The organism is Gemmiger formicilis, assembly GCF_024462815.1.
Taxonomy (GTDB): Bacteria; Bacillota; Clostridia; order Oscillospirales; family Ruminococcaceae; genus Gemmiger.
Window position 1 is genome coordinate 12,749 of the sequence record NZ_JANGCG010000003.1, and the last position, 22,845, is coordinate 35,593.

The following is a 22,845-nucleotide window of genomic DNA, read 5'->3' on the forward strand; positions in this document are numbered from 1 at the left end:
TCCTCCTATCAAATGTTCTGGCGGCGTTTTTTGCGGCTTCCGGCGGTAAGGACAAGGGCCAGAAGAATCACGGCAACCGCACCGTAGATGAGCGCAAACAGGCCGAAGCGGCCAAAAAGGTTTTGGAAATAGGTGAGAACCAGCTGCTTGACGGAAGCGGGAGAGAGGCTGAGGTTCTCCAGATGCAGCGCGGGATAGATGGCCGTGGCGGCCAGTGCGCACAGGGCGGTGGCCGCGGTGAAGGCATAGGTCAGGCAGCGCACGCCGAAGCGGGGCGTACCCGCCAGACGCAGCATCAGGAAGATGCTGACGGCGCAGAACACTGCGGTAATGCAGACGGCGGCAGGGACAACGCAGTTGAATTTTTCAATAATGGTGTACAGCTGGCTGGCCAGCGGAATGGCAACATAGTTGGAGTAATCCTGGCGGCAGGCGTCGGCCACGATATCGACGGCGGACGCGATATCCTGGGTGACCTCTATGCCGCGGGAATCCAGATCGGCAATCAGATTCTCATAGGTGGAGGTCTGGATGGCGTCACGCGCATCCAGCGCTGTGTCCCCTTTGTAGAGGCGCGTCACCGCGCTTTCCATATCGGCGGTAATCTGGTCGCGGGAAATGGCGGCGGTCATTACATCGGCGGAGAAGCCGGAGGCCGCGCCGTAGCTGGTGTAGTTATCGTACAGATAGGTGTAGGCGGCCTCGCTGAAATCGCTGCGGGCAACCTGCTGTTTCATGAAGGAGGGGCTGCAAACGGTGGTCAGCAGCACCAGAAAGAGCGCCAGCAGCGTCAAAAGCAGGCTGGAAAGCCAGGACAGCAGCAGCGCCCAGGGGGTGCTGCCCTTGGACTGCGGGCGTGCAGAAGCGTTTTTACTCATAGTGCGACCCCCTTAGCTGTTTTTGTCCAGCACAGGGCCGGAGACATATTTGGCGTAGACGAAATAGCGATTCGGCGTGAAACCCAGTGCATCGAAGGGATAGCAGGTGTACAGAATCAGATTTTCGTCCGTGCGGGTGAAATCGTAGGCGGTTTCATCCTGATAGTCCTTGACCGCCATATCGGTGACCTCATAGGTGTAGACACCGTAGTGGGTGGTGATGGTGACAGTCGCACCGATTTCGGTGTGCTGCAGGTCATTGAAAAAGGTGTTGTTGTGGCCCGCCAGCAGGATGGTTTTGCCCTCACCGGGGATGCCCGCGCGGGAGTCATCCACGTAGGTGCCGACGCCCTGATTCAGAATCTTGTTGGTGTCACCGTAGTAGACAGGGGCGTTCACGTTAGTGCCGGACAGGGTGATGGTGGCGTAGCGGTCGCCGCTGACCGGGTAGGTGATGGAGCTGAGAGGGATGCTCTCCGGCTGGGAGGCTTCCTCGGCTGCAGTGCCGCCGTTGATGACGGTGGCGGCGTTGGCCAGCAAATCCTGCGGCTGGGAATCCTCCGTCGTGGTGAAGAACCAGCTTGCCAGAGACAGATAAGGCCCTAAAACCGCACGGCCGACAGCAAAAATCAGCGCAGCGGACACCAGCGCAAAAAGCAGCGGTGCAACAAGATAGGCCAGAGGACTGCGGCGGAAGAAGGATGGTTTTCTGCTTGCCTGCATAATGGTGGATTTCCCTTCTGAAAAATGAAATGATTTATGAAAAAGGCAGTCTACGGAAAGTTGACAGAACCTGTAATAACAACGAAAACGGGCAGAGCCGAAGTTCTGCCCGCCGCCGGTGAAGAATCACCGGGACTTGTGCAACTGATTACAGTGCGCGCTCCTTGCGGACAGCCATGCCGAGAACGCCAGCAACAGCCAGAGCTGCAGCGACGAAGACAACGGCAGCGTTGTCACCGGTAGCCTTGATGACGGCGTTGGAAGAAGCGACAACAGGGTTGGCAGCAGCCTTCTTGTTGGTCTCCTTGCTGGGGTCAACCGCCTTAGTGACGGTTGCGGCGCCACTCACGCCGTTGGCGTAAGCAGTAGTCTTAGCGACAACAGTGTTGCCCTGAACGCTAGCATCAATATAAGCATCGATGCCGGCCTTCTTCAGGATGGTCTTAACATTGTCAAGGGCAGAGTGAAGGTTGGTAACCTGGTCAGCAGCGGAGTGGTTCTCGCTCAGATAGGTCTTAACCTGATCAGCCTGAGCAATCAGGGTATCCTTGTTGGCAACCAGAGTAGCAACACCATCAGCGTCCAGGCTGTTCACGACATCCTCATAGCCAGTCAGGCCATAAGCATTCAGCTTGGCAATGATAGCGGCCTTGTCGGAAGCAGTGTCAGCGAAAGCGGAGGTTGCAAAGACACAAGCCATCACAACACCCAGCAGAACGGCAACGAACTTCTTGAAGTTGTTCATTGGTTTTTTCCTCCTTTCCTCGAAAGATGTATAAAGAATTACGTCTCTATACGCCATACGTATGGTAAGCGAAGCCTATCAAATATGGTGAAAAAATTATAGCATACAAGTCGAAAAAAATCCAGCACTATCCAGAAAAAAAGTCAAAAAGAAAATGATATTCGGAAAAACTGCCAAAATAAGGCCGGATACACCGTGCGGTTTTTGCAGCGGGGTGTTGCGGCACCCTGCACAGGCAGGCCCTGGACGGCTGCGCAAGCGATATTTTGTAACGAAACTGCAAAAGCAACAGGCATCCCGCCTTTTTATGGGCGTGGATGCTCTTTTTTGTTTGTTTATATGTTGTTTTCGGGTTTCTGCGCTCTGCGGCAAAATGCGGCGGGGGCGGGTGGTATAGTCATAGCTGTCCGGACATACACTGTAAGTTTGCGGAGGGATACCTATGGCTGTACTGAGTGGGGAAAGACTGCACGAAAATATGGAGCGTCTGCTGCCGGGGGCGCGCACGGCGGCGCTGCTGTGGCAGGGGGCTGCGCTGGCGGGCGGTGTACTGCTGGGCGCGGGGCGGGTCTACGGCGGGGCGGCACCGTTCGGGCTGGCGCTGGTTATCGGCTGCCCGCCCGCCTACTGTCTGGCGGCGGCGGTCGGCACGCTGGCGGCGGGGGTGGTGCTCCAGCCCGCGCTGCTGGGCATTAAGGTCGGTGTGGCGGCGGTGGCGGCGGCTACGGTGCGGCGGCTGATCGACGGCCGACCCCGCGCCGGGGCACTGGCGGGTTGCCTGACACTGGCAGCGGCACAGCTGGTGCAGATTCTTCTGCTGGGGGGCTTTGTAAATTTTTCCCAGACGGCCGCGGTGGGGTGCACGGCCCTGCTGGCGGCCGGGCTGGGGTGGGCGTTTGCGTCCTTCCCGGTGCGGGAGCCGCGGGGCGTCTGCCTCTGGCTGGCCGTGGGGGCGGCGTGTCTGCAGCGCTGTGCCGTCGGGCCCTTGGCTCCGGGCCTGGCGCTGGCGTCCGCGGCGGGGCTCTGCGCGGCCATCGGCGGCACGCTGGAGCAGACCGCCGTGCTGAGCATTGCGCTGGCGGCGGCGCTTACGGCGGCCGGGCCGGAGCGGGCCTTTGCGGCGCTGGCGGTTGCGATGGGCAGCCTGGCGGCGTCCTGCCTCTGCCCGGGGGAGCGCGGCCGCTGCGCCGGGGTGTTTGCGGTGGGCTGTACGCTGGGGGCGCTGGCCGCGCCCGATGCAGTGAGCGTGGTGCCGCTGGCCGTCAGCGCCGGGGTGGGAGTGACGGCGGCACTGGCACTGCCCGGCAGCGTGATGCGCAGGATCTTTCCGCCGCCCGCGCCGCCGGTACAGGCACAGGGGCTTTCCGGTGCGGCGCGGAAGCTCTCCGCCGTGGCGGACACCCTGAGCGATATTGCCGACACCGTCAACGCAGTCTGCCAGCGGCAGATGCCGCCCAAGGGCGAGAGTTTTGATTTCGTGGTGGAGCAGGTGGCCCGCACCACCTGCCAGAGTTGCACCCGCCGCAGCCGGTGCTGGGTGCGCGGCTACGCCACGGCGATGGACGGCCTGCAGCACCTCAAGCCGGTGCTGGAAAGCAAGGGCCGCGTGGAGGTGCAGGACCTGCCGGGGCAGCTGAGTGTCTGCATCCACCCGGCGGACCTCTGCACGGCGGCCAACCACGGCTACCGGCTGTGGCGCAGCCGCCGCCAGACCCGGGCGCGGGCGTCGATGCTGCGCACGGCCCTGACCGAGCAGTACAGCGCGCTGGCCGGGGCGCTGGCACAGCTGGCGGCAAAGCTGGGGCAGGCAGGCCTGCCCGACCCGCGGCGGGAGGCGAAGCTGGCGCAGCTGTTTGCGGAGCTGGGGCTGGACGCGCTGGAGTGCAGCGTTACCGCCGATTTGGCCGGGCGGCTGACCGCCAGTGTGACCATCTGCCGCACCCACTTTACGCAGGAGGAAATCAGCGGGTTGGTGGAAGAGGTGAGCCGCCTTTGTCGCCGGGATATGGACCTGCCGGAAATCACCCACTGCCGCACCGTCACGATGCTGACTTTTGGTGAAAAGCCACTGTTTACGGCGGAGTTCGGCGCGGCGGGCCACGCGGCGGCGGGGCAAAGCGTCAGCGGGGACGCGCTGGACCAGTTCTGCGACACCAGCGGCCGCGCCCAGATGCTGCTGTGCGATGGCATGGGCACGGGGCGCGCCGCTGCGGTGGACGGCCAGATGGCGGCCAAGCTGACGGCCCAGCTGCTGCGGGCAGGCTTTGCGGCGGAGAGTGCCGCCCGCCTTGTGAATGTGGCGCTGGGCCTGAAGGGTGCGGAGCAGGAGGCCGGGGCCACGCTGGATTTGCTGACGGTGGATTTGTACACCGGGCGGGCCGGGCTGTTCAAGGCGGGGGCTGCGCCGAGCTTTCTGGTGCGGGGCGGTGTGCCCCGGATGCTGGACGGTGCCAGCCTGCCGATGGGGACGCTGGACAGCCTTGTGGGGCGCTCGACCACCTTTGCACTGGATGCCGGGGATTGGGTGGTGCTGGTCAGTGACGGCGCACTGGCGGACGGCGCAGACTGGCTGATGCAGCAACTGCAGCTCTGCGCCAGGCTGGGGCACACCCCCAAGCAGGCCGCCGAGACCGTGGCCGATGCCGCCGCCCGCCGCGCCGGGGACAAGCGGGATGACATCACCGTGGCCGTGCTGGCGGTGGGCAAGGTGGGATAGAGATACAAAAAGGCGTGGCCCGGAATGGGTCACGCCTGTGATGGTTTGTGAAATTTTGTAGGGGCGGGCATTGGCCGCCCGGAATGTACGGCGGTGGATAAAACTGCGTCAGAACAGCTTCTGCTTCTGGGCGGGCTGGGGGTCGAAGGGGGTGTCCTCATGGTGGCGGCGTATGAAAACCTGGCGGGTCTTTTTGGCCATGCTGCGGCCGTTGTGCTTGGGGAAAGAATAGAAAGTACACGATATATTGTAGTAGCCAAGCAGATGCTGAACCAGATGTTGTGCCACGGCGGGCAGGCAGTCTGTGTCATCAATGTTCTCGTAGTTGTAGTCGCCGTAGAGGAACTTGACCTCATCGCTGCCCGCATAGAGGAAAATGCCGGTTTCGTCCAGCAGAATCTCCTGGATGACGCTCTGCTGCAGGCCGGCGGTGCCACACTCGGCGGCGCGCTTGGAGGCCAGCGGCCGCTGGTCCACCGGCACGCTCTGGGGGTCGAGCTTCTCGGTACCGCGCTGGCCGATTTCCAGCAGGATGTCCCGCATCATACGGCTTTCCAGCAGCGGGCGGATGCGCTCCTTGGCGCGGGCTTGTTCGGTTTTGTTTTGGATGGTGGAAATCAGGCCCATGAGGGGCGCCTCCTTGCAAATTCTGACATAATATGTTACGGATAGTATAGCACAACCGGGGCGGCTGTGACAACCGCCCCGGCGGAGAAAAGGCATAAATTTTCAGCCGACAACCGGCGAAGGTGCTTCCCCGGGAAAATCCTTCCTGAGGCTGAAGGCCCAGAGGGTGAAGCGCGGGCCGAAGGTGGCCATAAGGCGCTGGAAAAGCCGCCAGTCCCGGCGGGTGCGCACCTCGGTGCCGTGGGGGTAAAGGGGGCGCAGCTGCGCGAGATACGGCAGGCAGGCCCGGCGCACAGACGCATCCCGCACGGCGGCGGTGCGCGCCTGCGGCCAGAAAACGTCCGCGGCGGCGTCCAGCATAGCCGCATAGGCGGCAACATCCGCCGTGCCGGTGGCGGAAAGCGTGGCAAGGCGGCGCTGTGCCGCAGCCAGACTGCGGAAGCGCCTGGGCAGGCTTTGGGCATCGGTCAAAGGGCTGCCCTGCCGCCCGGAGCGGCAATGGACGAAAACGGTATCCAGAAAATAGAGACGCTCACAGCGGAGCAGCAGCTCCAAATCAAAGGGCCAGTCCCCGCCCCAGACGCAGTCCGGCAGGAAGCGGACGCCGGATTGCACAAGAAAGGACCGCCGGATGCAGTATTTTTGCACCGACCAGCGCCCGGCGGTGTACAGCGCCTTCAGCCGGGCGGCGTAGTCGGTGCTGTCAAACGGGCCGGGCACAAGGCGCAAGTCCTCCGGTTCGGTCAGGGTGCCGTCCGCCTGCCATACGCGGTGGCGGCCGATGAACCAGTCACACTCCGGGTGGGCGGGCAGGGCGGCGCGCAGAGTCTCCAGCAGGCCGGGGGCCATCGCATTGTCACCGTCAAGAAAGAGCACCCAGTCGCCGGTGGCGGCCTGCAGCCCGGTGTTGCGGGCCGCGGCCGGACCGGTGTGCGCCTGATGCAGCACCTGCAGGCCGGGAATTTCCGCCGCCAGTGCGTCACAAATCGAGCCGGTGAGGTCGGTGGAGCCGTCATCAATCAGCAGGCACTCCCAGTCCCGCGGGCCGGGCTGCTCCGCCACACTTTTGAGACAGGTGGCCAGATGGTTCTGCACGTTATAGACAGGGATGATAATGGAAAATTGGGGCATGGGCGGACTCCTTACAGGTCATCGGCAGAGCTGCATCAATGCCATGCCGACGTCTTTTTGCAGCAGAAGGCTATCGTTATTTATGCTAGGTTTTCTTTTGGTTCAGCAGGGTCAGCGCCAGCTCGGCGCTGTTCTGCCACAGAAAATGCTCGTTGACGCGGCTCTGCGCGGCGTGGCCCATCGTGCGGGTGGTCTTGTCCAGCGCGGCGGCCATGGCGGGCACAGAATCGCAGAGAAGCCCGCTGACGCCGTCCTCAATGATGAGGTCGGGCCCGGGGGCGTGGCGGGCTACCGGCGGGCAGCCCGCGTACATGGCCTCCAGTAGGCTCATGCCGAAAGTCTCGTTCTCGTTTAAGTTTGCAAAAGCATCGCAGGCATGATAATAAATATGTATCTGCTCATTGGGCAGGCGGTCAATCAGGCGGCAACGGCTGATAAGCCCGGCTTCGGTCAGCCGGGTTTTCAGAGTCTCGCCCTGTGTGCCCTGCCCGATGATAACTGCGCACCAGCCGGGCGCGGCCTGCAGAAGCGGCACAAGGTCCAGCGGTTGTTTGCAGGCATCCAGCCGCCCGACAAAGACAAAAACCTTCGCATTTTCGTCGATTTTCAGCGCACGACGGATGGCGGTGCGGCTGCCGGGGATGGAGGGGATGATGGCGGTGTCCAGCCCCACGGGCATCAATCCTGCACAGGGCACGCCGAGGGCTTCCAGCTCGGCGGCAGCGGCGGGGGTCTTGGCAAAGGTGGGCGTTTTGCGGTAGACCGCCAGATTGCGGCACAGCAGCAAATCCATCACCCAGCGCACGGCGGCGTGGCCGGAGGTGCTTTTCAGCGCACCGAGCTGGCTGTAAAACAGGATGCTGTGTTTCTGGCAGAAGCGGTAGAGCCCCGGCACGCCCAGAGAGTTGTCCCCCATGACGTGGACGGCATCGGCGTGTTCATCCAGCAGAATCTGCCAGCTTTTGTAGAACGTCTGCGCACCGATGGCGGCGGCAGGCATATGGCAGATTTTTACGTTGGGCTCCGGCGATTCGGTCTGCATGGTTTTGGTGCCGGGCTCCGGGTAGAGCACCACGGCGCGGCAGCCCAGCGCGGCAAAGGCGCGGGCCAGACCGACCTCCTGCCGGTTGTACAGCCCGCGCTGGCCGGAAGGCGCGCGGTGAAACTGCGGTATGACGATTGTTTTCATAAGGTGACTTACCCCTGCTCTGCGGCGGGGGCCTTCGGCAGGCGGGTCAGATAGCGGGCGTCAAGAACCTCCAGCACCTCATCCCGGCAGTAGGTGTGCACGCCGATGATGTCCGCGGGGTCCAGGCCGGTAATCTCCAGACCGCGGGGCAGGGCGGCGCAGAGGGGAATTTCCGAGCTGCCGCGCCGGGCCAGAAACTGCAGATAGACGCCGTAATCCGCGCCGGTGCTGACCTGCGTGGGGTGGATAATCTGCTCCCCCAGCATAAACAGCGGCCCGGCGTTGCGACTGACCAGATCAAAGTCGCGGTGCTGCAGGTTATAGGCTTCATCGGGCACGAGCTCAAAGGGGCCCTGCGGCGCGGGCGGCACAGCGTCCCCCTCGGCAAGGGGCATAGCGGCCTCCTGCACAGCGTGGCGCAGGGTGTAGCGGCGGTAGCGCACATACAGCTGGTTGTCGGGCTTGGTCTCGCTGCAAAGAATCGTCAGCGCCTCGGCCCGGCGGTCGACCAGAATGGCATCGCAGAGCGCCTCATCGGTGGCAAAGCGCTGCACAAGCTCCCACTTGGCGGGAAACTGGGTGCAGCGATAGAGCCGCAGGCTGTGGTCATTGCCGGTTTCGGGCAGCATCCAGATGCTGCCGTTCCAGTCAAAGACCATCGGGAAGGCGAGGGAGCAATCCTCCTCCAGCGCGGTGCGCCAGCCGTCAATCGTGCCGTCATCGCGCAGCTCACAGACCTCAATACGGCTCTTGCCGGTGGCTACATCCATCGCCTCGGCGTAGAGCCAGCGTTTGCCGCCACGGCGATAGAGCAGCGGGTCAGCAAACCACCAGCCCTCCCGCCCGGGCAGCAGGGTGTAGGGGCCGCCGTCCAGCGCGGGCAGCGGCTCGGTGCCCTCCGCGGTGGGGCGGGGGCGCACGGCGATGGTGTAGACTTCTTTTTCGCCCATAACTTTGCGCAGCAGCCGCTTGGGCGGCATATGCAGGGCGCGGTAAAACTGGTTCATTGGTTTATTCCTCAACGGCAGTTATCGGGACTGGTCCTCGTTCAGCTGGGCGTCGCGCATGGCTTTGATGGTTTCCTCAAGGTTGAAGCTCTTTTCCAGTGCGGGGTAAATGCCCATCAGGCTCAGCAGGCAGGGCACCCACAGGCTGGTCAGAATCATTACAAAGCTGGTCAGCGGCCAGAACAGGGCGATAACGCCCCAGTATACCAGCTGCCACAGAACCCCCAGCGCGCTGCGGGGCAGATACCCCAGAAAGAGCATGAGGGAGTTTTTCAGCAGCCCGCCGAAGGGAATATCAATCAAGGCAACCTGTGCATAGATATACTGGGAAAGCCCCGCCAGCAGGATGATGGCCACGAAGGACGCCACCACAAGGGGCATATTCTCGCTGATATCCAGATGGAACAGCGTGAAGATCTCCAGTGCCAGCAGCAGCCCGCAGACCGCACCCGGCAGCAGGCTGGCCTTGGCGTTGCGCTTCCATGCGCGCTTGTAGGTTTCCCACCAGTAGCCGGGCTCATCGCGCAGGGCACGCAGGATGGTGTCATTCAAGCCGACAATCTGGGGCGCGGCCAGCATACCGCCCAGAATCCCGGCGGCCAGCAGCGGTATCAGCGAGTGGGTCTCCACGGCGAACCATAGCGCCAGCGCAAAGGGCAGGCTGCTGACAAGCGCCAGTATACCGGCCAGCCAGATGGTGGAAAAATCGCGGCCGAGGATTTCAAAAAAGCGGGCAGCGCCCTTCTTGCGGGGGGCGTCCGGGGCTACACCCGGGCCGGGCTTGTCAAAATTAGAATGAAAAAGTCCCATGATGTTAGTTCTCTCCTTCGCATAGCTGCGATTTATTTTTGCGGGCCGTACAAGGCGGCACCGGCGGAAATCAGAATATCGGGTTCCACGCGCAGGCCGGGCTTGCGGCCCTTCTGGGCTTCCACCAGAAAGAGCCACGGGGCGCGGTCGGGCGCATTCTTGACAAAGGCAAGGCGCTTGGGCTCCAGCCGGGCGGCGCACAGGGCGGAAAGCACCCCGGCCATGGCCTCGGGCCGCTGGCAGAGCACAAAGCGGCCGCCATCCCGCAGGGTGCGGCGGGCGCAGTCGATGGCGTCCCCGGTGGTGCAGCTGCCGGTGTGGCGGGCTGTGGCCCGGCGCGGGTCGGGGCTGCAGGGGCCGGCGGTGAAATACGGCGGGTTGCAGGCGGCAAAATCATACCGCCCCTGTTCGGGCCCGGCGGTGCAGAAGCCGCGCAGATCGGCGCAGACAGCCTCAATGTGGGCGGCCTGATTCTCCGCAGCGGCCCCGGCGCAGAGGGCGGACGCCTCTGCGTCAAGCTCCAGCGCGGTGCAGGGGCCGCGGTACCCGGTGTCATGCCAGACCAGCGATACAATGCCGCAGCCGCTGCACATATCCAGCGCACGCTCGCGCTGGCGCGGCTGGGCAAAGCGGGCCAGCAGCAGGGCATCCGTGCCGAAGGCCGCGCCGGGGGCGGTCAGCACCCGGGTGCCGTTGTCCAGAATTTCAACGCCCATTCAGGCTTTACCGCGCAACTGCGCGTATTTCAGCAGCGCAACCTGCGTTTTGCTGTCCTTGATGGTGCCGTCCATCACAAGGCCAAGCGCCTGCGCAAACGGCATTTTGACCACGTCCAGAAACTCGCCCGCGTCAAGGTGCTGGCCAACGGTGTGCAGCCCCTCGGCGGCCCAAAGGTAGATTCTCTCGCTGTCATAGCCCACGGTGGGGTAGACCACGCCCAGCTCGGTGTAGGTGTCGGCGGTCAGGCCGCACTCCTCGCTCAGCTCGCGCTTGGCGGCCTCAAACGGGTCCTCGCCCGCCTCGAGCTTGCCGGCGGGCAGCTCCCAGAGCTCCTCGCCGAGGGCATAGCGGAACTGGCGCACCATCGTTACATTGCCGTCGGCGTCCACCGGCAGGACGCAAGCGCCGCCGTGGTGGTGGACAACCTCGCGGGTGGAGGTAGTGCCGTCCTCCAGCTGTACCTTATCGAGCGTGACGCGGATGACCCGGCCGTTGAAAATTTCTTTGCTTTCCAGCATGGCTTCAGTATGTGGCATGGCTTTGCTCCTTAATAAAGGTTATTGAAACTATTTTACAGCAGCCGCAGGCAATAATCAATAAAGTCAAGGGTATATTTTTGGCTGCGGATATGCTCGGTGCCGCGCAGGTCATTCAGATAGTGCATCAGCGTATCAGTCAGGAGGGAATCCTCCATCAGATACTCGCGGCAGCACAGCTTGTCGGGCGTGGGGTCCGCCTGGCAGAAAACGACCCCGCGCCCCGCAAAGACGTTCACGCTCATGGACGGCGTCAGGGGCAGCTGGCTGGTGTTGACGATGCGCACCGTGCGGCGGTCATCCGCGGCAGCGCGGCGCAGGCGCAGCAGCAGCTCCCGCCGCGTGGCGTTGTCGGGCGCGGTGATAAGCTCCGGCGGCAGGTCATACATCGCGCCGGAGCGCACGAACTGCAGCAGGCCCTCCTCACAGAAATAAAGGTCGGGCTTCTGGCGGTTCCATGTGTTCAGGTAGTCCAGCATGGCGGGCACCAGCGCCTCCTGCCCCGGGGCGGGGCGCAGCACCCGGGCGGCCATATCGACGTCCGCAAACAGGCTGAACGGCGGCTGGTAGCGCACCATAAAGCTGTGGGGCTGGCCGGTGAACAGCGTGCTGTACAGCGCGATGGATTCGCGGAAATCGTGGGCGGTGCTGGCCAGCTTCAACACCGAGGCGGCGTCGACGAAGGTGCGGCTGAAGGAGAGCCGCAGGCTGTGCACAACGTCCGTGTCGGAGAGGATCATGGCCTTCTGCCCGGCGGCGTCCATAAAAATGGCCTTTTCCGGGAAAAGAAGGTAGACCGGCATCAGGATGCCCGGCGGCGTGGCGCTCATATCGCTGCGCACCACGTGGGCCTCGTAGCTCATCTTGGGCAGAAACAGAAACGGCAGTGTGCGGGTCAGGTTGGCAATATCGCCGATGCGCTCCCGCGGAATCCCGGAATCGGGGGTGAAAAGCAGCAGCTGGCAGACCGGCACCGGCTGGCCCTGCGCACAGGAAAAGCGGTCGATGAGCACCCGGTCGAGCAGCTCATTGGAAAAGGGTGAGAGCAGCAGCGGGCGGGTGTTGCCGGAGAGCAGATGGCTGGCCAGCAGCGAAGTCAGCGCACTGCTGACGGCGCGGGTGCCCTCCACATAGGTGGGACAGGGCAGCGCCTGCGCCTGCTCGTTCGAGAGGGAGCTGGTGCCCTGCGTGTATTCCTCCACAAGGAAGGCGGCTGCCAGCAGGCGGTGCAGCTCAGCGCGGAGGTGGGGGTCGGTGCTGCGGCTGCGCTGCTTGTATTGCAGCAGCAGGGTGGTGCGCTGCTCACCGGTCAGCTCAAGGGCGTCGGCCAGACGCTCGAGCTGATCCAGACTGGGCACACGCTGGCCGTTGCAGAATTTGTACAAGGAGGAACGGTCCACCGCAGCCTGCCGCGCCAGCTCGGCCATAGTGCCGGGATACCGTGTCACGAGTACCTTCAGGGCCTGGGTCAGCTCATTCATACTTGCCTCCGGGAGTGTAATGTATCTGTCTGTTATATCGCAAAAATTTTTGCTGTGATGTTTTTGGCTGTTCTGCCGGGGTGGCGTTTTCCCCCGGACATACCAAAAAGGCCTGCCCCAAAAGGCAGGCCCTTCGTTTGTTTTAGTCCTCGGCGTTTTCTTCCTTGTCACGTACAAAACGCCACAGCTCGCCGATGGTGAAATCCTCGCTCAGCTCGCTCTCGTCGATTTCCTGGCCGATTGCCTCGCCCAGTGCCCAGGCCAGCTCAATCATATCCTCGTGGTCGGCATCCAGGTCAGCCAGTACCGTGCTCTTGGCCAGGTCTGCGGTGTCGCAGCTGAACTGCTCCGCCAGCAAATCCTGCAATTCTTCAAAGGTCACTTTTCTGTTCCCCCTCTCACCGAGTTGGTTTGTGTACTTATCATACAAGGCCAAGGCGGCGGCGTCAAGGGGCAAACGGACAACAACCGCACAAATTTATTGCTCGTTGTTTGTGGAAACTGCCGAAGTCCCTGCCGTTAATTGCGGCTGTGCGTTCAAAATGCGCATAAATTCCTCGCCGCTGATGGTCTCTTTTTCGTACAGATACTGGGCAATTTCATCCAGCTTATGCTTGTTGTCGGCCAGCAGCTTGTAGGCCTTGCGGTGCTCGGCCTGCACAATCTCCACAACCTTGGCATCCACCTTGGCCGCGGTCTGCTCACTGCAGGCAAGGCTGGCATCGCCGCCCAGATACGCATTGTTGACGGTTTCCAGCGCTACCATGTCAAAATCTTCGGTCATACCGTAGCGGGTCACCAGGGCGCGGGCCAGCTTGGTGGCCTGTTCAATATCGTTGCTGGCGCCGGTGGTGATGGAGTGGAAAATCAATTCCTCGGCCGCACGGCCGCCGGTCAGCGTGGCGATCTTGTTCAGGATCTCCTCTTTGGTCATCAGGGTGTGGTCGCCGTCCTCCACCTGCATGGTGAAGCCCAGCGCGCCGGACGTGCGCGGCACGATCGTGATTTTCTGCACCGGGGCGCTGTTGGTCTGCAGCGCCGCCACCAGCGCATGGCCCACCTCATGGTAGGAGACAATGCACTTTTCCTTGTTGTTCAGGATCTTGTTCTTCTTCTGCGCACCGGCCAGGATCGTGTCCACGGCCTCCTGCAGGTCAAACTGGGTCACGGCCTTGCGGCGGTGGCGCACCGCGCAGAGCGCTGCCTCGTTCACGATGTTGGCCAGCTCTGCGCCGGACGCACCGGGCGTCATGCGGGCCACTACGGCAAAGTCGCAGTCGGGGCCGAGCTTGACTTTTTTGGCGTGCAGACGCAGGATACTCTCGCGGCCCTTCAAATCGGGCAGCTCCACGGGCACACGGCGGTCAAAGCGGCCGGGGCGGGTCAGCGCCGGGTCAAGCGATTCCGGCCGGTTCGTGGCCGCCAGAATCACAACGCCCTTGGCGGCGTCAAAGCCGTCCATCTCGGTCAGCAGCTGGTTCAGGGTCTGCTCACGCTCATCGTTGCCGCCTAAGTTGCTGCCGCCGTCGCGCTTCTTGCCGATGGTATCGATCTCATCAATAAAGACGATGCAGGGCGCTTTTTCGCCCGCCTGCTTGAACAGGTCGCGCACCTTGGACGCGCCCATGCCCACGAACATCTCGACAAATTCACTGCCTGCGATGGAGAAGAACGGCACGCCGGCCTCACCGGCCACGGCGCGGGCCAGCAGCGTTTTGCCGGTACCCGGAGGGCCCACCAGCAGCACGCCCTTGGGCATCTTGGCACCGATGTCCTCATACTTCTTGGGGTTGTGCAGGAAGTCCACGATTTCCTGCAGGCTCTCCTTGGCTTCGTCCTCACCGGCCACATCGTTGAACTTGATGCCGGTTTCATCGTCCACCACATACTGCTTTGCGCCGGACTTGCCGCCGCCGAACAGCATGGCGTTGCCGCCTGCACCGCCCATCTCCTGCATTTTCTTGGTGGCCCAGCGGTTCAGGAACCAGAAAATCAGAATCATCGGCAGGAAGGAAATCAGCAGATTCAGCAGCGAATCCCAGATGGTCGGGCTCTGGTAGACGGTGCCGAACTCCACGCCCGCATCCTCCAGACGCGCCACAAGGTTATTGTCCTGCGCAATCGCGTTGGTCTTGTAGGAGTTGTCGTTCTTGTCCACAAAGTAAATCTGCTGGTCCTCGATCTGGACGGTGGACAGCTCTTTGCTTTCCAGCATCTGCAGGAAGGTGCTGTAGTTTACGCTCTTTACGCTGGCCTGCATCAGCGCCGGGTACAGGAAAATATTGCTTAAAATGACAAGCGCCAGAATGACCGCATAGCCAATCCATAGCTTTTTCTTCGGGTCCTTCGGCGGCTGTACTGTCTCTTGCATCAGGGTAGCCTCCTTCTTTTTCTTATGACCCTTATAGGATGCGCCCTAAAAATGAACAGCGTGTGAAGCAACTTTGAACGAACCGCAAAAAATGCGGCCGCGGCGGGCTTTGTGGGACTTTTACCGCATTTTGCACAGGTTTTCGACCGGTTTCCACTGTTGAAATGTGGAAAACCATGTTGAAACTGTGGAAAACCCGGTGCAAACCCACAAAATACTGCGCTATACAGCGTATGTTGAATTGTGGAAAAAGCAGCTCTGTAGGGGCTGGGCATACCCGGCCCGGCCGTTACCCGCAAAATCGCACTTACCGGGGAACATGGGCGGATATAGAATCCGCCCCTACGGCGTTGCACCCAATTTATTTATTATTTATTATTTATTTGCGGCGCTCTCTCCGGCGTCGTCGTACCCTGTGTGTTGCACCCAATTTATTTATTATTTATTATTTATTATCTATTATTTGTATAGCGGTGCAGCCCTTCTTCTGCGTTTGAACAAATTTTAAATTTCTGCTCAAATTTTGGCGATTTTTGTAACATTTCGGAAATATTTCTCGTTATAATAGATAGTATCGTGTTAATGTCACACATTCTTGCGGAAGGAGGACTCATTCATGAATCCGTACAAGCAGAATATTTTTTATAAAGACCTTACCATCAATCTGACAGCCTGCCGGGTCAGCCGCGCCGGGCAGGATCTGTGCCTGACCCCGCGGGAGTTTGCACTGCTGGCCGTGCTGCTGTCGCACTGCGGCATTGCGCTGAGCCGCAGCCAGCTGCTGGAAGCCGCGTGGGGCTACGCCTTTATCGGCGAAAGCCGCACGGTGGATGTACATATCAACCGCCTGCGCCGTAAGCTGGGGCTGGAAAATGACATCCAGACCGTGTACAAGGTGGGCTACCGGCTCAACCGCGCCTGTTGACTTTCCCGGCGGATTTGGTACAATAAGGGTAAGCTGTACAGGGCGGCACCGGGCCGCCCGCACCCCTATAAGCTGGGAGGTTTCCGCCATGAAACGTATCATTACCATCGGCCGTGAATTTGGTGCCGGCGGCGGCGAGCTGGGCCGCCGTCTGGCCCGGGAGCTGAACATTGCCTACTATGACCGCGACATCATCTTAAAGACCGCCAAGGCCAGCGCCCACCTGACGCCCGAGCAGGTGCGCCACTGGGATGAGCGCATCCCCCATGAGTTCGGCTTTACCCAGAGCCTGTTCAACTTCTACAACCGCCCCCTGAGTGAGGAGCTGTGGGACGCGCAGGTGCGGGCCATCCGTGAGCTTGCCGACAAGGAGAGCTGTGTCATCGTCGGCCGCAACGCCGACTACATCCTGCGGGAGTTTGACCACTGCCTGCGCGTTTTTGTGCACGCCGACCGCAACTGGCGCCTGCTGCGTATGCGCAAGCTGATGCCGGACATCCCCTTTGAGCAGCTGGAGGCCGATTTGGACAGTGCCGACCGTGCCCGCCGCAACTACTGCAAGCAGCACACCGGCCAGCTCTACGGCGACAGCCGCAACTATGACCTGACCCTTTGCACCAGCAAGCTGGGTCTGGACAAGGCGCTGGAAATTTTACTTTCCGCCGCCAAGGATATGTAAAGCTATCAATGCCAAAGACCCTGCATCACCCGATGCAGGGTCTTTGTTGTAAAAGGGGCGCTTTCCCGGTAGATGGTGCTCCCGGGCAACAGCCGGGCCGGGCATACCCGGCCCCTACCGCGCAATAGTTTTGGGGTATCCGTAGGGCGGGGTGACCCCACCCCGCCGCAACCGTCCGGCAATATCCTATTCCCGGTGTTGGCGGCAACAAACCCTTCTATTCTATAATGATTTTTTGCCACCAACGATTTGCACAAAAAATCGCCTATAATTTTAGTAAAAGTAATGGTGGCAAAAAATTATAATTGTAATAGGGAATTGTTTGCCACCAATAAACCTAAAAGAGCACATAGTCCCCGCCCAAGGTAGAGACAGTTCCGTCGGGGCCGGTTGTGATGCCGTTCAGCGTGTCCAGACCGCCGTAGACCTCCGGCTCAAGCATGGTGGTCAGCGCAAAGGCGTTGCCGTCCGGGGCAAACCGCATAACCCGCAGCACACCCGAAGTGTGCCGATATTCGAGCCTGGTATCGGCGGCAGCCTGCGTCCAGCTGCCTGCCAGCGTGGTGCCAAGCTGGTCAAGAAATGCCTGCGTCTGCTCCGCGGGTGTGGCATCCCCGGCAGGCAGCTGCGCATCGTTGACAGCTACCGCTAAAAATGCCCCGTTGTCCGGCAGATACATCAGCTCAAGGCTGGTCATATCCGTGGGTGTGAAGGTGCTGCCGTCCTTCTGCGGCGTGTAGTCCTGCACCGTCATCCGGCGGAACCGCACGGCCTGGATCCCGCCGGTGTAGGACGCAACATAGCAGTAGACCATCATGCTGCCGTTCTCCATCACGGTGTCGCCGTCATGGGCCTCGCCCTCCTCGATGCGCGCCAGCAGATAATCCAGCTGGTCGCGGTTCAGCAGTCCGCGGGCGGCGGCCTGCTTCAGCTTGCCGCGCAGGGTGGTGTAGGCGTTCTCCGTCCAAGTGCTGTCCGCCCGGTTGATGCCGCCCTGCACGCCGTAGCGGTAGAGCGCCCCGGCCACCGGGTCAAGGCGTATTTCATCGCTCATCACGCCGGGCAGTGCGGGCCGTGTCTGCGGGGCCGCATACTGCGCCGCCTGCACCTGTACGGCTAGCGGCGGCACGGCCAGCAGCGCCATACAAAGCCCCGCAGCCGCCAGAAGTCTTACATCAATGCGCTTTTTCATCGTCTGCCGCCTCCTTCTGCAGGCAAATTGCCACGGTTGTACCCTCGCCGGGTGTGCTCTCAAATTCCAGTTTGGTGCCGAACGCCGCCGCGATCTCGGCGCAGAGCGCCAGCCCCACGCCGCTGCCGCCGTTGGCCCGGGCGCGAGCCTTGTCCACGCGGTAGAACGGCTCTGTCAGGTGGGGGAGAGCCCCTGCCGGGATGCCGCAGCCGTTGTCCCGCACCGTCAGTCGCCACTGCCCGCCCGCCTCGGCACAGGTCAGGTGCACGGTGCCGTCCTTCGGCTCGGCGTGCAGGGCGTTCAGCACCAGGTTGCGCAGCAAATCCGCCAGCAGCACACGGTCTGCCCGCACCGCTGCCCCGGCGGGCGCGTCGCAGTCCAGCGCGGCATCCGGCAGGCTGCGGGCTACATCGGCAAACACCGCCGCCACCGGCACGCTGCCCAGCGTCACGCCATCCGTCTGCAGGCCCTGCAAAGCCAGCAGCTGCTGGCTCAGGCTTTCCAGCCGGGTCGATTCATGGTAGATGGCATCCGCGGCGGCGCGGCGGCGGCTTTCGTCCAGCGGCGCACTGCGCAGCAGATCCGCGTAGCCGATCATACTCGTCAGGGGTGTTTTCAGCTCATGGGTCAAGTCCGCCACAAAGCGGCTCTGGCGGTCGTTTAGGGCCTGTAATTTCTCATAGTGCCACGCCGCTGCCAGTGCGGCCGCCGTCACAGCCGCCTGCACAGCCAGCCAGCCGTACAGCAGGGTGTTGCGCGCCGTAAAGGCATCGGCGGCATCCACCGCTGTGACCAGCACCGCCGGGCTGCCGGTTCCGATTGCCAGCTCGCTGCCCAGCAGCAGGTACCGCCCCCGCAGCAGCATACCTTGGGTGTCCGCCGCCGCGGCCAGCATATCCGCCGCGGCCACGTCCTGCGGCAAGGTGGTGTAGGCTGCTGCGCCGTCCTGCACCAGCGCAAAGGCAGCGGTGCTGGTGCCCAAAATCAGCTGCTGGCTGCGGGTGTAGTTCAGCCCGGCCCGCGGCAGTACCATTCCCAAGCCATCCTTCTGCACTTCTGCAACGGCGTCCTCCACCCCGCAGATGCTGCGCTGGTGCTGCAAAACTGCTTGCTCTTCCAACGCGGCCAGCCTGTCCCGGAAGGTCCGGCAGGCCAGCCCGCCGCCCGCCAGCGCCATAGCCAGCGCCAGCGCGGCTACACAAAGAATTTTCCGCATTGCGTTTCGCCTCCTGTCCGTGTTATGTTTCGTTTTTGAGAAGCCGATAGCCAATCTTCGGCACGGTCACGATTTTATCCTCCCACCCCAGCTTGCGCCGCAGGCGGTGGATGTGCAGATCCAGCGCGCGGGGGTTCGGTTCGGCGTCGAGGCCCCAGACGCGCTCATACAGTGCCTCGCGGTAGAGCGTCTGCCCCTGCGCACGCACCAGCACCAGCAGCAGTTCAAGCTCCCGCGGGGTCAGCTCCACGGCGCGGCCCGCCCGGGTCACGGTGCGGCTGTCCGGGTCAATGTCGGCGTCCCAGACGTGCAGCACGGCGTCCCGCCGCCCGGTGTGGCGCAGGATCCCCTCCACCCGGGCCAGCAGCTCCGCCGGGGCAAACGGCTTGACAATGTAGTCATACGCGCCCAGCTTCAGCCCGCGCACCCGGTCTGCCACGGCGTTTTTGGCCGTCAGGAACACCACCGGCGTGCCGGTGGGCGCAAGGTACTGCATCAGCGCAAAGCCGTCCACGCCGGGCAGCATGATGTCCAACAGCACAAGGTCAAATTTCTGCGTTTCCACAAGGTCGGCCGCGTGCTCGCCGTCATGGGCCACCACCAGCGGCTGGCCCAGCGGTTCCAGTGCCATCTCGATCAGCGTGGCAATATTCGGCTCGTCCTCGACGATCAATATCGGCAGCATGGCATTTACCTCCTTTACTGCTCACAGGATAACACGCCTGCTTTTCTGAAAGTTTTCCCCGCAAAACAAAACACCGCCGTGCATCCGGGCGCACAGCGGTGTAGTATCTTTACCTGTTTATCAGAAAATCACAACCAGCAGCATCTTGAACTGCTCCTTGCCGTAGACGGCATGGGGGTGGTGCGCGGGCATAACAATGCTCTGGCCCTCGTGCAGCTCATACTTCACGCCGTCAATCGTCAGCTCGCCCACGCCGTCCAGGCAGGTAACAAAGGCGTCGCCGTCGGACTCATGGGTGCTGATTTCCTCGCCCTTGTCAAACGCAAACAGCGTGACGCTGTGGGCGCTGTTCTGGGCCAGCGTCTTGCTGACGACCTGCCCGGCCTGATAGGCGACCTCGTCCTTCAGCGTGAGAACGGTGGATTTTTCGATATTCTTGATGGATGCCATACAAAATCTCTCCTTTTGCTTTTTGCATCCAGTTTACCACGCTGTGCGCGCAAATGCTGTTGTAATTGCAACGTTGCAGCCTTACTCCTCCAGAAATTCCCGGATTTCCTTTTCCACCGCGCGGACCTCCTCCTCAAAGGCGCGGGCGCTCACGCGCAGAGCGCCGTGGCCCATCACGATGATCTGCTCCGCGCCGTCACTGCTGACCACGCGGGTGCGGTGCTCCTTCGCCAGCTCGTGGGTGGCGCGCTCAATGTACATATCGGCGGTTTCGGCCTCGCGGGTGTAGACCACATACAGGTTGTGGTATTTTTCCACCTCCCGCGTGCCGCCGCGCACCTTGTAGGCATCAAATACCAGAATCGGCACACAGCGGCGGTAGCCCGCGTAGTTGCACAGCACATCCATCAGCCTGCGGCGCGCCGCGTCCAGACTGCCGTCAGCCAGCCTGCGCAGCTCATCCCACGCAAAAATCACGTTGTAGCCGTCCACCAGCAGATAATCCGGCCCGGCGGGCAGCGGCTTTGCGGGCACGGATGCCGCCGCGGGCGCGGTGTGCAGGGCGGCGCGGGCGGCCTTTTTGGCATCGCCCGTTTCGCCACGGCGCTTTATCTTGCCGTAGGTGCGCTCAAAAATAGCAAGCAGCTCTTTATCCTGCTCCAACGTGCCGCGGTAGGCGGCAGCGCGGCGGCGGCGCGTATCGGTGTCCTCAACGTCAGCATCCTCCTGCGGGGCGGCGCCGTTCAGCCGCCGTTCCAGCCCGCTGGACACATGGGCTCTGGCCGGGACCTCGTCCCATTTCACGAGATACCCGGCTCCGTGTGCGCAGAATACCGAGTCCGCCGGGTTTTCCACATCGCTGTCGGCGTCATAGCCTGCGGCGGCGAGCACTTCCTCGGTGTTGTGGCAGGCGTCATACCCGGCGGGCAGCACGGCCCAGCGGCCCAGACCATGGGTGTAGGCCGCAACCTCGCGGGCATAGCCGCGGGCCGTAGCCACCGGCAGGCGGCCGGTCAGCCGCACGGTATCGCCCAGCGTCTCCGGCGCGTCAAAGCTGCCGCACATCCGCTGCACATCGGCCATGGCGCGGCCCAGCGCGTCGGTGGGTAGCTCCAGCGTAAAGGCATACCACGGCTCTAACAGCTGCACACCGCCCTTGGCCTGTGCCGTCCGCAAGCCTTGCCGCACAGCGCGGTAGGTGGCTTGGCGGAAGTCGCCGCCCTCGGTATGCTTGAGGTGGGCACGCCCCGCCGCCAGCGTGATTTTTACATCGGTCAGCGGTGCGCCAATCAGAACACCCGGGTGGGTGCGCTCAGCCAGATGGGTCAGAACCAGCCGCTGCCAGTTTTCGGCCAGCGTGTCGGGCGGGCAATCCGCCGCCAGCTGCACACCGCTGCCCCGCGCACCGGGCTCCAGCAGGAGGTGTACCTCGGCATAGTGGCGCAGCGGTTCATAATGGCCGATGCCCTCCACCGCCGCGGTCAGCGTCTCCTTATAAAGGATGCCGCCCTCGCTGAAGGTCACCGCCAGCCCGAAGCGCTCCTGCAGGATATTTTGCAAAATTTCCAGCTGCACCTCGCCCATCAGTTGGACGTGTACCTCGCCCAGATCATCGCGCCACGCCACATGGAGCTGCGGGTCCTCGTCCTCCAGCGTCTGCAGCGCCTTCAATAAAGTATGCGGGTCCGCGCCGCTGTCCACACGGTAGTTCAGCACCGGCTCCAGCAGCGGTGTCTCGGCGTCCGCCTCCGTGCCCAGCCCTTGCCCGGGGCGGGTGGCGGCAGGGCCGGCCACGGCCACCACCATACCGGCCAGTGCCTCGCTCACCAGGCGGAACTTGCCGCCGTTGTACAGCCGCAAAGCGTCCGCTTTCTCGCCGCCGGGCAGCACATCCTTCACGTGCAGCACGCCGCCGGTCACCTTCAGCCAGGTCAGGCGCGTACCGGCGTCTTCACTGATTTTATACACTCTTGCGCCAAATTCTGGCCACTGGGGCGGCGTGCGGGTCAGCGTCTGCAAGCCGTGCAGCAGGGTGTCCAGACCGTCCAGCCGCAGCGCCGCGCCGAAGAACACCGGGAACACCTGCCGCCGGGCGATCGCGGTCACCACGGTTTCGGGGGATGCCGCGCCGGTCTCGAGCACCTCATTCATCAGCGGCTCACTGCACAGGGCCAGCGCCTCGGGGTCGGGCGCGGCGGAGAAATCCACACAGCCGTCCCCGAACCGCCCGCGCAGTTCCCGCAGACGCACGGCGGCATCCGCGCCCGGCAGGTCCATCTTGTTCACAAATACAAACGTAGGTACGCGGTATCGTGTCAGCAGCTTCCAGAGGGTTTCGGTGTGGGCCTGCACGCCGTCCGTGCCGGAGACGACCAGCACCGCGTAGTCCAGCACCTGCAGGGCGCGCTCGGCCTCGGCAGAAAAGTCCACGTGGCCGGGCGTATCAAGCAGCGTGAGCGCGGTTTCCTCGGCACCGTCCGCAGCGGGCAGGGTCAGCACGGCCTGTTTGGCAAAAATCGTGATGCCCCGCGCGCGCTCCTGACTATCCGTGTCCAGAAAGGCGTCCTTATGGTCGACCCGCCCCAGCTTGCGCAGTGCGCCCGCGCGGTATAAAAGTCCCTCGGCCAGTGTGGTTTTGCCGCTGTCCACGTGTGCCAGCAGCCCGATGACCAGACGTTTCATCACAGTACCCCTTACCTTTATTTACGGTAAATTGCGGCAATACCGCAAGGTTCGCCCTCATCCGGCCCTGCGGGGCCGGATG

The 22,845-nt window shown here is 62.5% G+C and carries 21 protein-coding genes; 3 read left to right on the forward strand and 18 right to left on the reverse strand.

The window, feature by feature from the left end; all coding sequences use genetic code 11:
* Positions 1–8: 8 nt before the first annotated feature.
* The 3 genes from NE623_RS04105 to NE623_RS04115 all read right to left on the reverse strand — a co-directional run bounded on the left by NE623_RS04105 (position 9) and on the right by NE623_RS04115 (position 2,346).
* A complete protein-coding gene (locus NE623_RS04105; RefSeq protein WP_256272252.1) occupies positions 9–878 on the reverse strand; it encodes a hypothetical protein in 870 nt (289 codons plus the stop codon).
* Between the two features lie 12 nt (positions 879–890).
* On the reverse strand, positions 891–1,601 hold the full coding sequence (locus tag NE623_RS04110; protein ID WP_256272251.1) for a class D sortase: 711 nt from the start codon (positions 1,599–1,601) through the stop codon (positions 891–893).
* A gap of 148 nt (positions 1,602–1,749) precedes the next feature.
* The gene (locus NE623_RS04115; protein WP_256272250.1) at positions 1,750–2,346 is read right to left on the reverse strand and encodes a hypothetical protein; all 597 of its coding nucleotides are present in this window, start codon (positions 2,344–2,346) and stop codon (positions 1,750–1,752) included.
* Positions 2,347–2,788: 442 nt separating this feature from the next.
* Here NE623_RS04115 and NE623_RS04120 point away from each other — a divergent pair, with 442 nt between their 5' ends.
* The gene (locus NE623_RS04120; RefSeq protein WP_256272249.1) at positions 2,789–5,062 is read left to right on the forward strand and encodes a SpoIIE family protein phosphatase; all 2,274 of its coding nucleotides are present in this window, start codon (positions 2,789–2,791) and stop codon (positions 5,060–5,062) included.
* 108 nt (positions 5,063–5,170) lie between these two features.
* Here the strand turns inward: NE623_RS04120 and NE623_RS04125 are convergent, their stop codons facing one another.
* From NE623_RS04125 to ftsH, 10 genes are all read right to left on the reverse strand, one after another.
* Positions 5,171–5,689, reverse strand: a complete 519-nt coding sequence (locus tag NE623_RS04125; protein ID WP_256272248.1) for a hypothetical protein — start codon at positions 5,687–5,689, stop codon at positions 5,171–5,173.
* A 102-nt stretch (positions 5,690–5,791) separates the two neighbouring features.
* Positions 5,792–6,820 (reverse strand): glycosyltransferase family 2 protein, encoded by a 1,029-nt coding sequence (locus tag NE623_RS04130; RefSeq protein WP_256272247.1) that lies wholly within the window; start codon positions 6,818–6,820, stop codon positions 5,792–5,794.
* Positions 6,821–6,905: 85 nt separating this feature from the next.
* On the reverse strand, positions 6,906–8,009 hold the full coding sequence (locus NE623_RS04135; protein ID WP_256272246.1) for a glycosyltransferase family 4 protein: 1,104 nt from the start codon (positions 8,007–8,009) through the stop codon (positions 6,906–6,908).
* 8 nt (positions 8,010–8,017) lie between these two features.
* A complete protein-coding gene (locus NE623_RS04140; RefSeq protein ID WP_256272245.1) occupies positions 8,018–9,016 on the reverse strand; it encodes a glucosamine inositolphosphorylceramide transferase family protein in 999 nt (332 codons plus the stop codon).
* Positions 9,017–9,037: 21 nt separating this feature from the next.
* Entirely contained in the window at positions 9,038–9,826 is a 789-nt protein-coding gene (locus NE623_RS04145) for a hypothetical protein (RefSeq protein ID WP_256272244.1), read from the reverse strand.
* A gap of 32 nt (positions 9,827–9,858) precedes the next feature.
* Positions 9,859–10,542, reverse strand: a complete 684-nt coding sequence (locus NE623_RS04150; protein WP_256272243.1) for a tRNA1(Val) (adenine(37)-N6)-methyltransferase — start codon at positions 10,540–10,542, stop codon at positions 9,859–9,861.
* On the reverse strand, positions 10,543–11,082 hold the full coding sequence (locus NE623_RS04155) for an NUDIX domain-containing protein (RefSeq protein ID WP_256272242.1): 540 nt from the start codon (positions 11,080–11,082) through the stop codon (positions 10,543–10,545).
* Between the two features lie 35 nt (positions 11,083–11,117).
* Positions 11,118–12,563 (reverse strand): helix-turn-helix domain-containing protein, encoded by a 1,446-nt coding sequence (locus NE623_RS04160; protein WP_256272241.1) that lies wholly within the window; start codon positions 12,561–12,563, stop codon positions 11,118–11,120.
* A gap of 142 nt (positions 12,564–12,705) precedes the next feature.
* Positions 12,706–12,945, reverse strand: a complete 240-nt coding sequence (locus NE623_RS04165) for a phosphopantetheine-binding protein (protein ID WP_256272240.1) — start codon at positions 12,943–12,945, stop codon at positions 12,706–12,708.
* A gap of 96 nt (positions 12,946–13,041) precedes the next feature.
* A complete protein-coding gene (gene ftsH, locus NE623_RS04170; RefSeq protein WP_256272239.1) occupies positions 13,042–14,934 on the reverse strand; it encodes an ATP-dependent zinc metalloprotease FtsH in 1,893 nt (630 codons plus the stop codon).
* A 616-nt stretch (positions 14,935–15,550) separates the two neighbouring features.
* Here ftsH and NE623_RS04175 point away from each other — a divergent pair.
* A complete protein-coding gene (locus NE623_RS04175) occupies positions 15,551–15,859 on the forward strand; it encodes a winged helix-turn-helix domain-containing protein (RefSeq protein ID WP_256272238.1) in 309 nt (102 codons plus the stop codon).
* An 88-nt stretch (positions 15,860–15,947) separates the two neighbouring features.
* The gene (locus NE623_RS04180; protein WP_256272237.1) at positions 15,948–16,538 is read left to right on the forward strand and encodes an AAA family ATPase; all 591 of its coding nucleotides are present in this window, start codon (positions 15,948–15,950) and stop codon (positions 16,536–16,538) included.
* Between the two features lie 337 nt (positions 16,539–16,875).
* Here the strand turns inward: NE623_RS04180 and NE623_RS04185 are convergent, their stop codons facing one another.
* The 5 genes from NE623_RS04185 to NE623_RS04205 form a co-directional block, all read right to left on the reverse strand.
* Complete coding sequence (locus NE623_RS04185; protein WP_256272236.1) at positions 16,876–17,730, reverse strand: hypothetical protein; 855 nt, start codon at positions 17,728–17,730, stop codon at positions 16,876–16,878.
* Positions 17,714–18,946: a sensor histidine kinase gene (locus tag NE623_RS04190; RefSeq protein ID WP_256272235.1), complete on the reverse strand. Its 1,233-nt coding sequence runs from the start codon at positions 18,944–18,946 to the stop codon at positions 17,714–17,716. Before NE623_RS04190 ends, NE623_RS04185 begins: the two co-directional genes overlap by 17 nt.
* 22 nt (positions 18,947–18,968) lie before the next feature.
* A complete protein-coding gene (locus NE623_RS04195; RefSeq protein ID WP_256272234.1) occupies positions 18,969–19,631 on the reverse strand; it encodes a response regulator transcription factor in 663 nt (220 codons plus the stop codon).
* Positions 19,632–19,751: 120 nt separating this feature from the next.
* Positions 19,752–20,081, reverse strand: a complete 330-nt coding sequence (locus NE623_RS04200; protein ID WP_256272233.1) for a cupin domain-containing protein — start codon at positions 20,079–20,081, stop codon at positions 19,752–19,754.
* A gap of 81 nt (positions 20,082–20,162) precedes the next feature.
* Positions 20,163–22,763, reverse strand: a complete 2,601-nt coding sequence (locus NE623_RS04205; RefSeq protein WP_256272232.1) for a translation factor GTPase family protein — start codon at positions 22,761–22,763, stop codon at positions 20,163–20,165.
* Positions 22,764–22,845 lie beyond the last annotated feature (82 nt).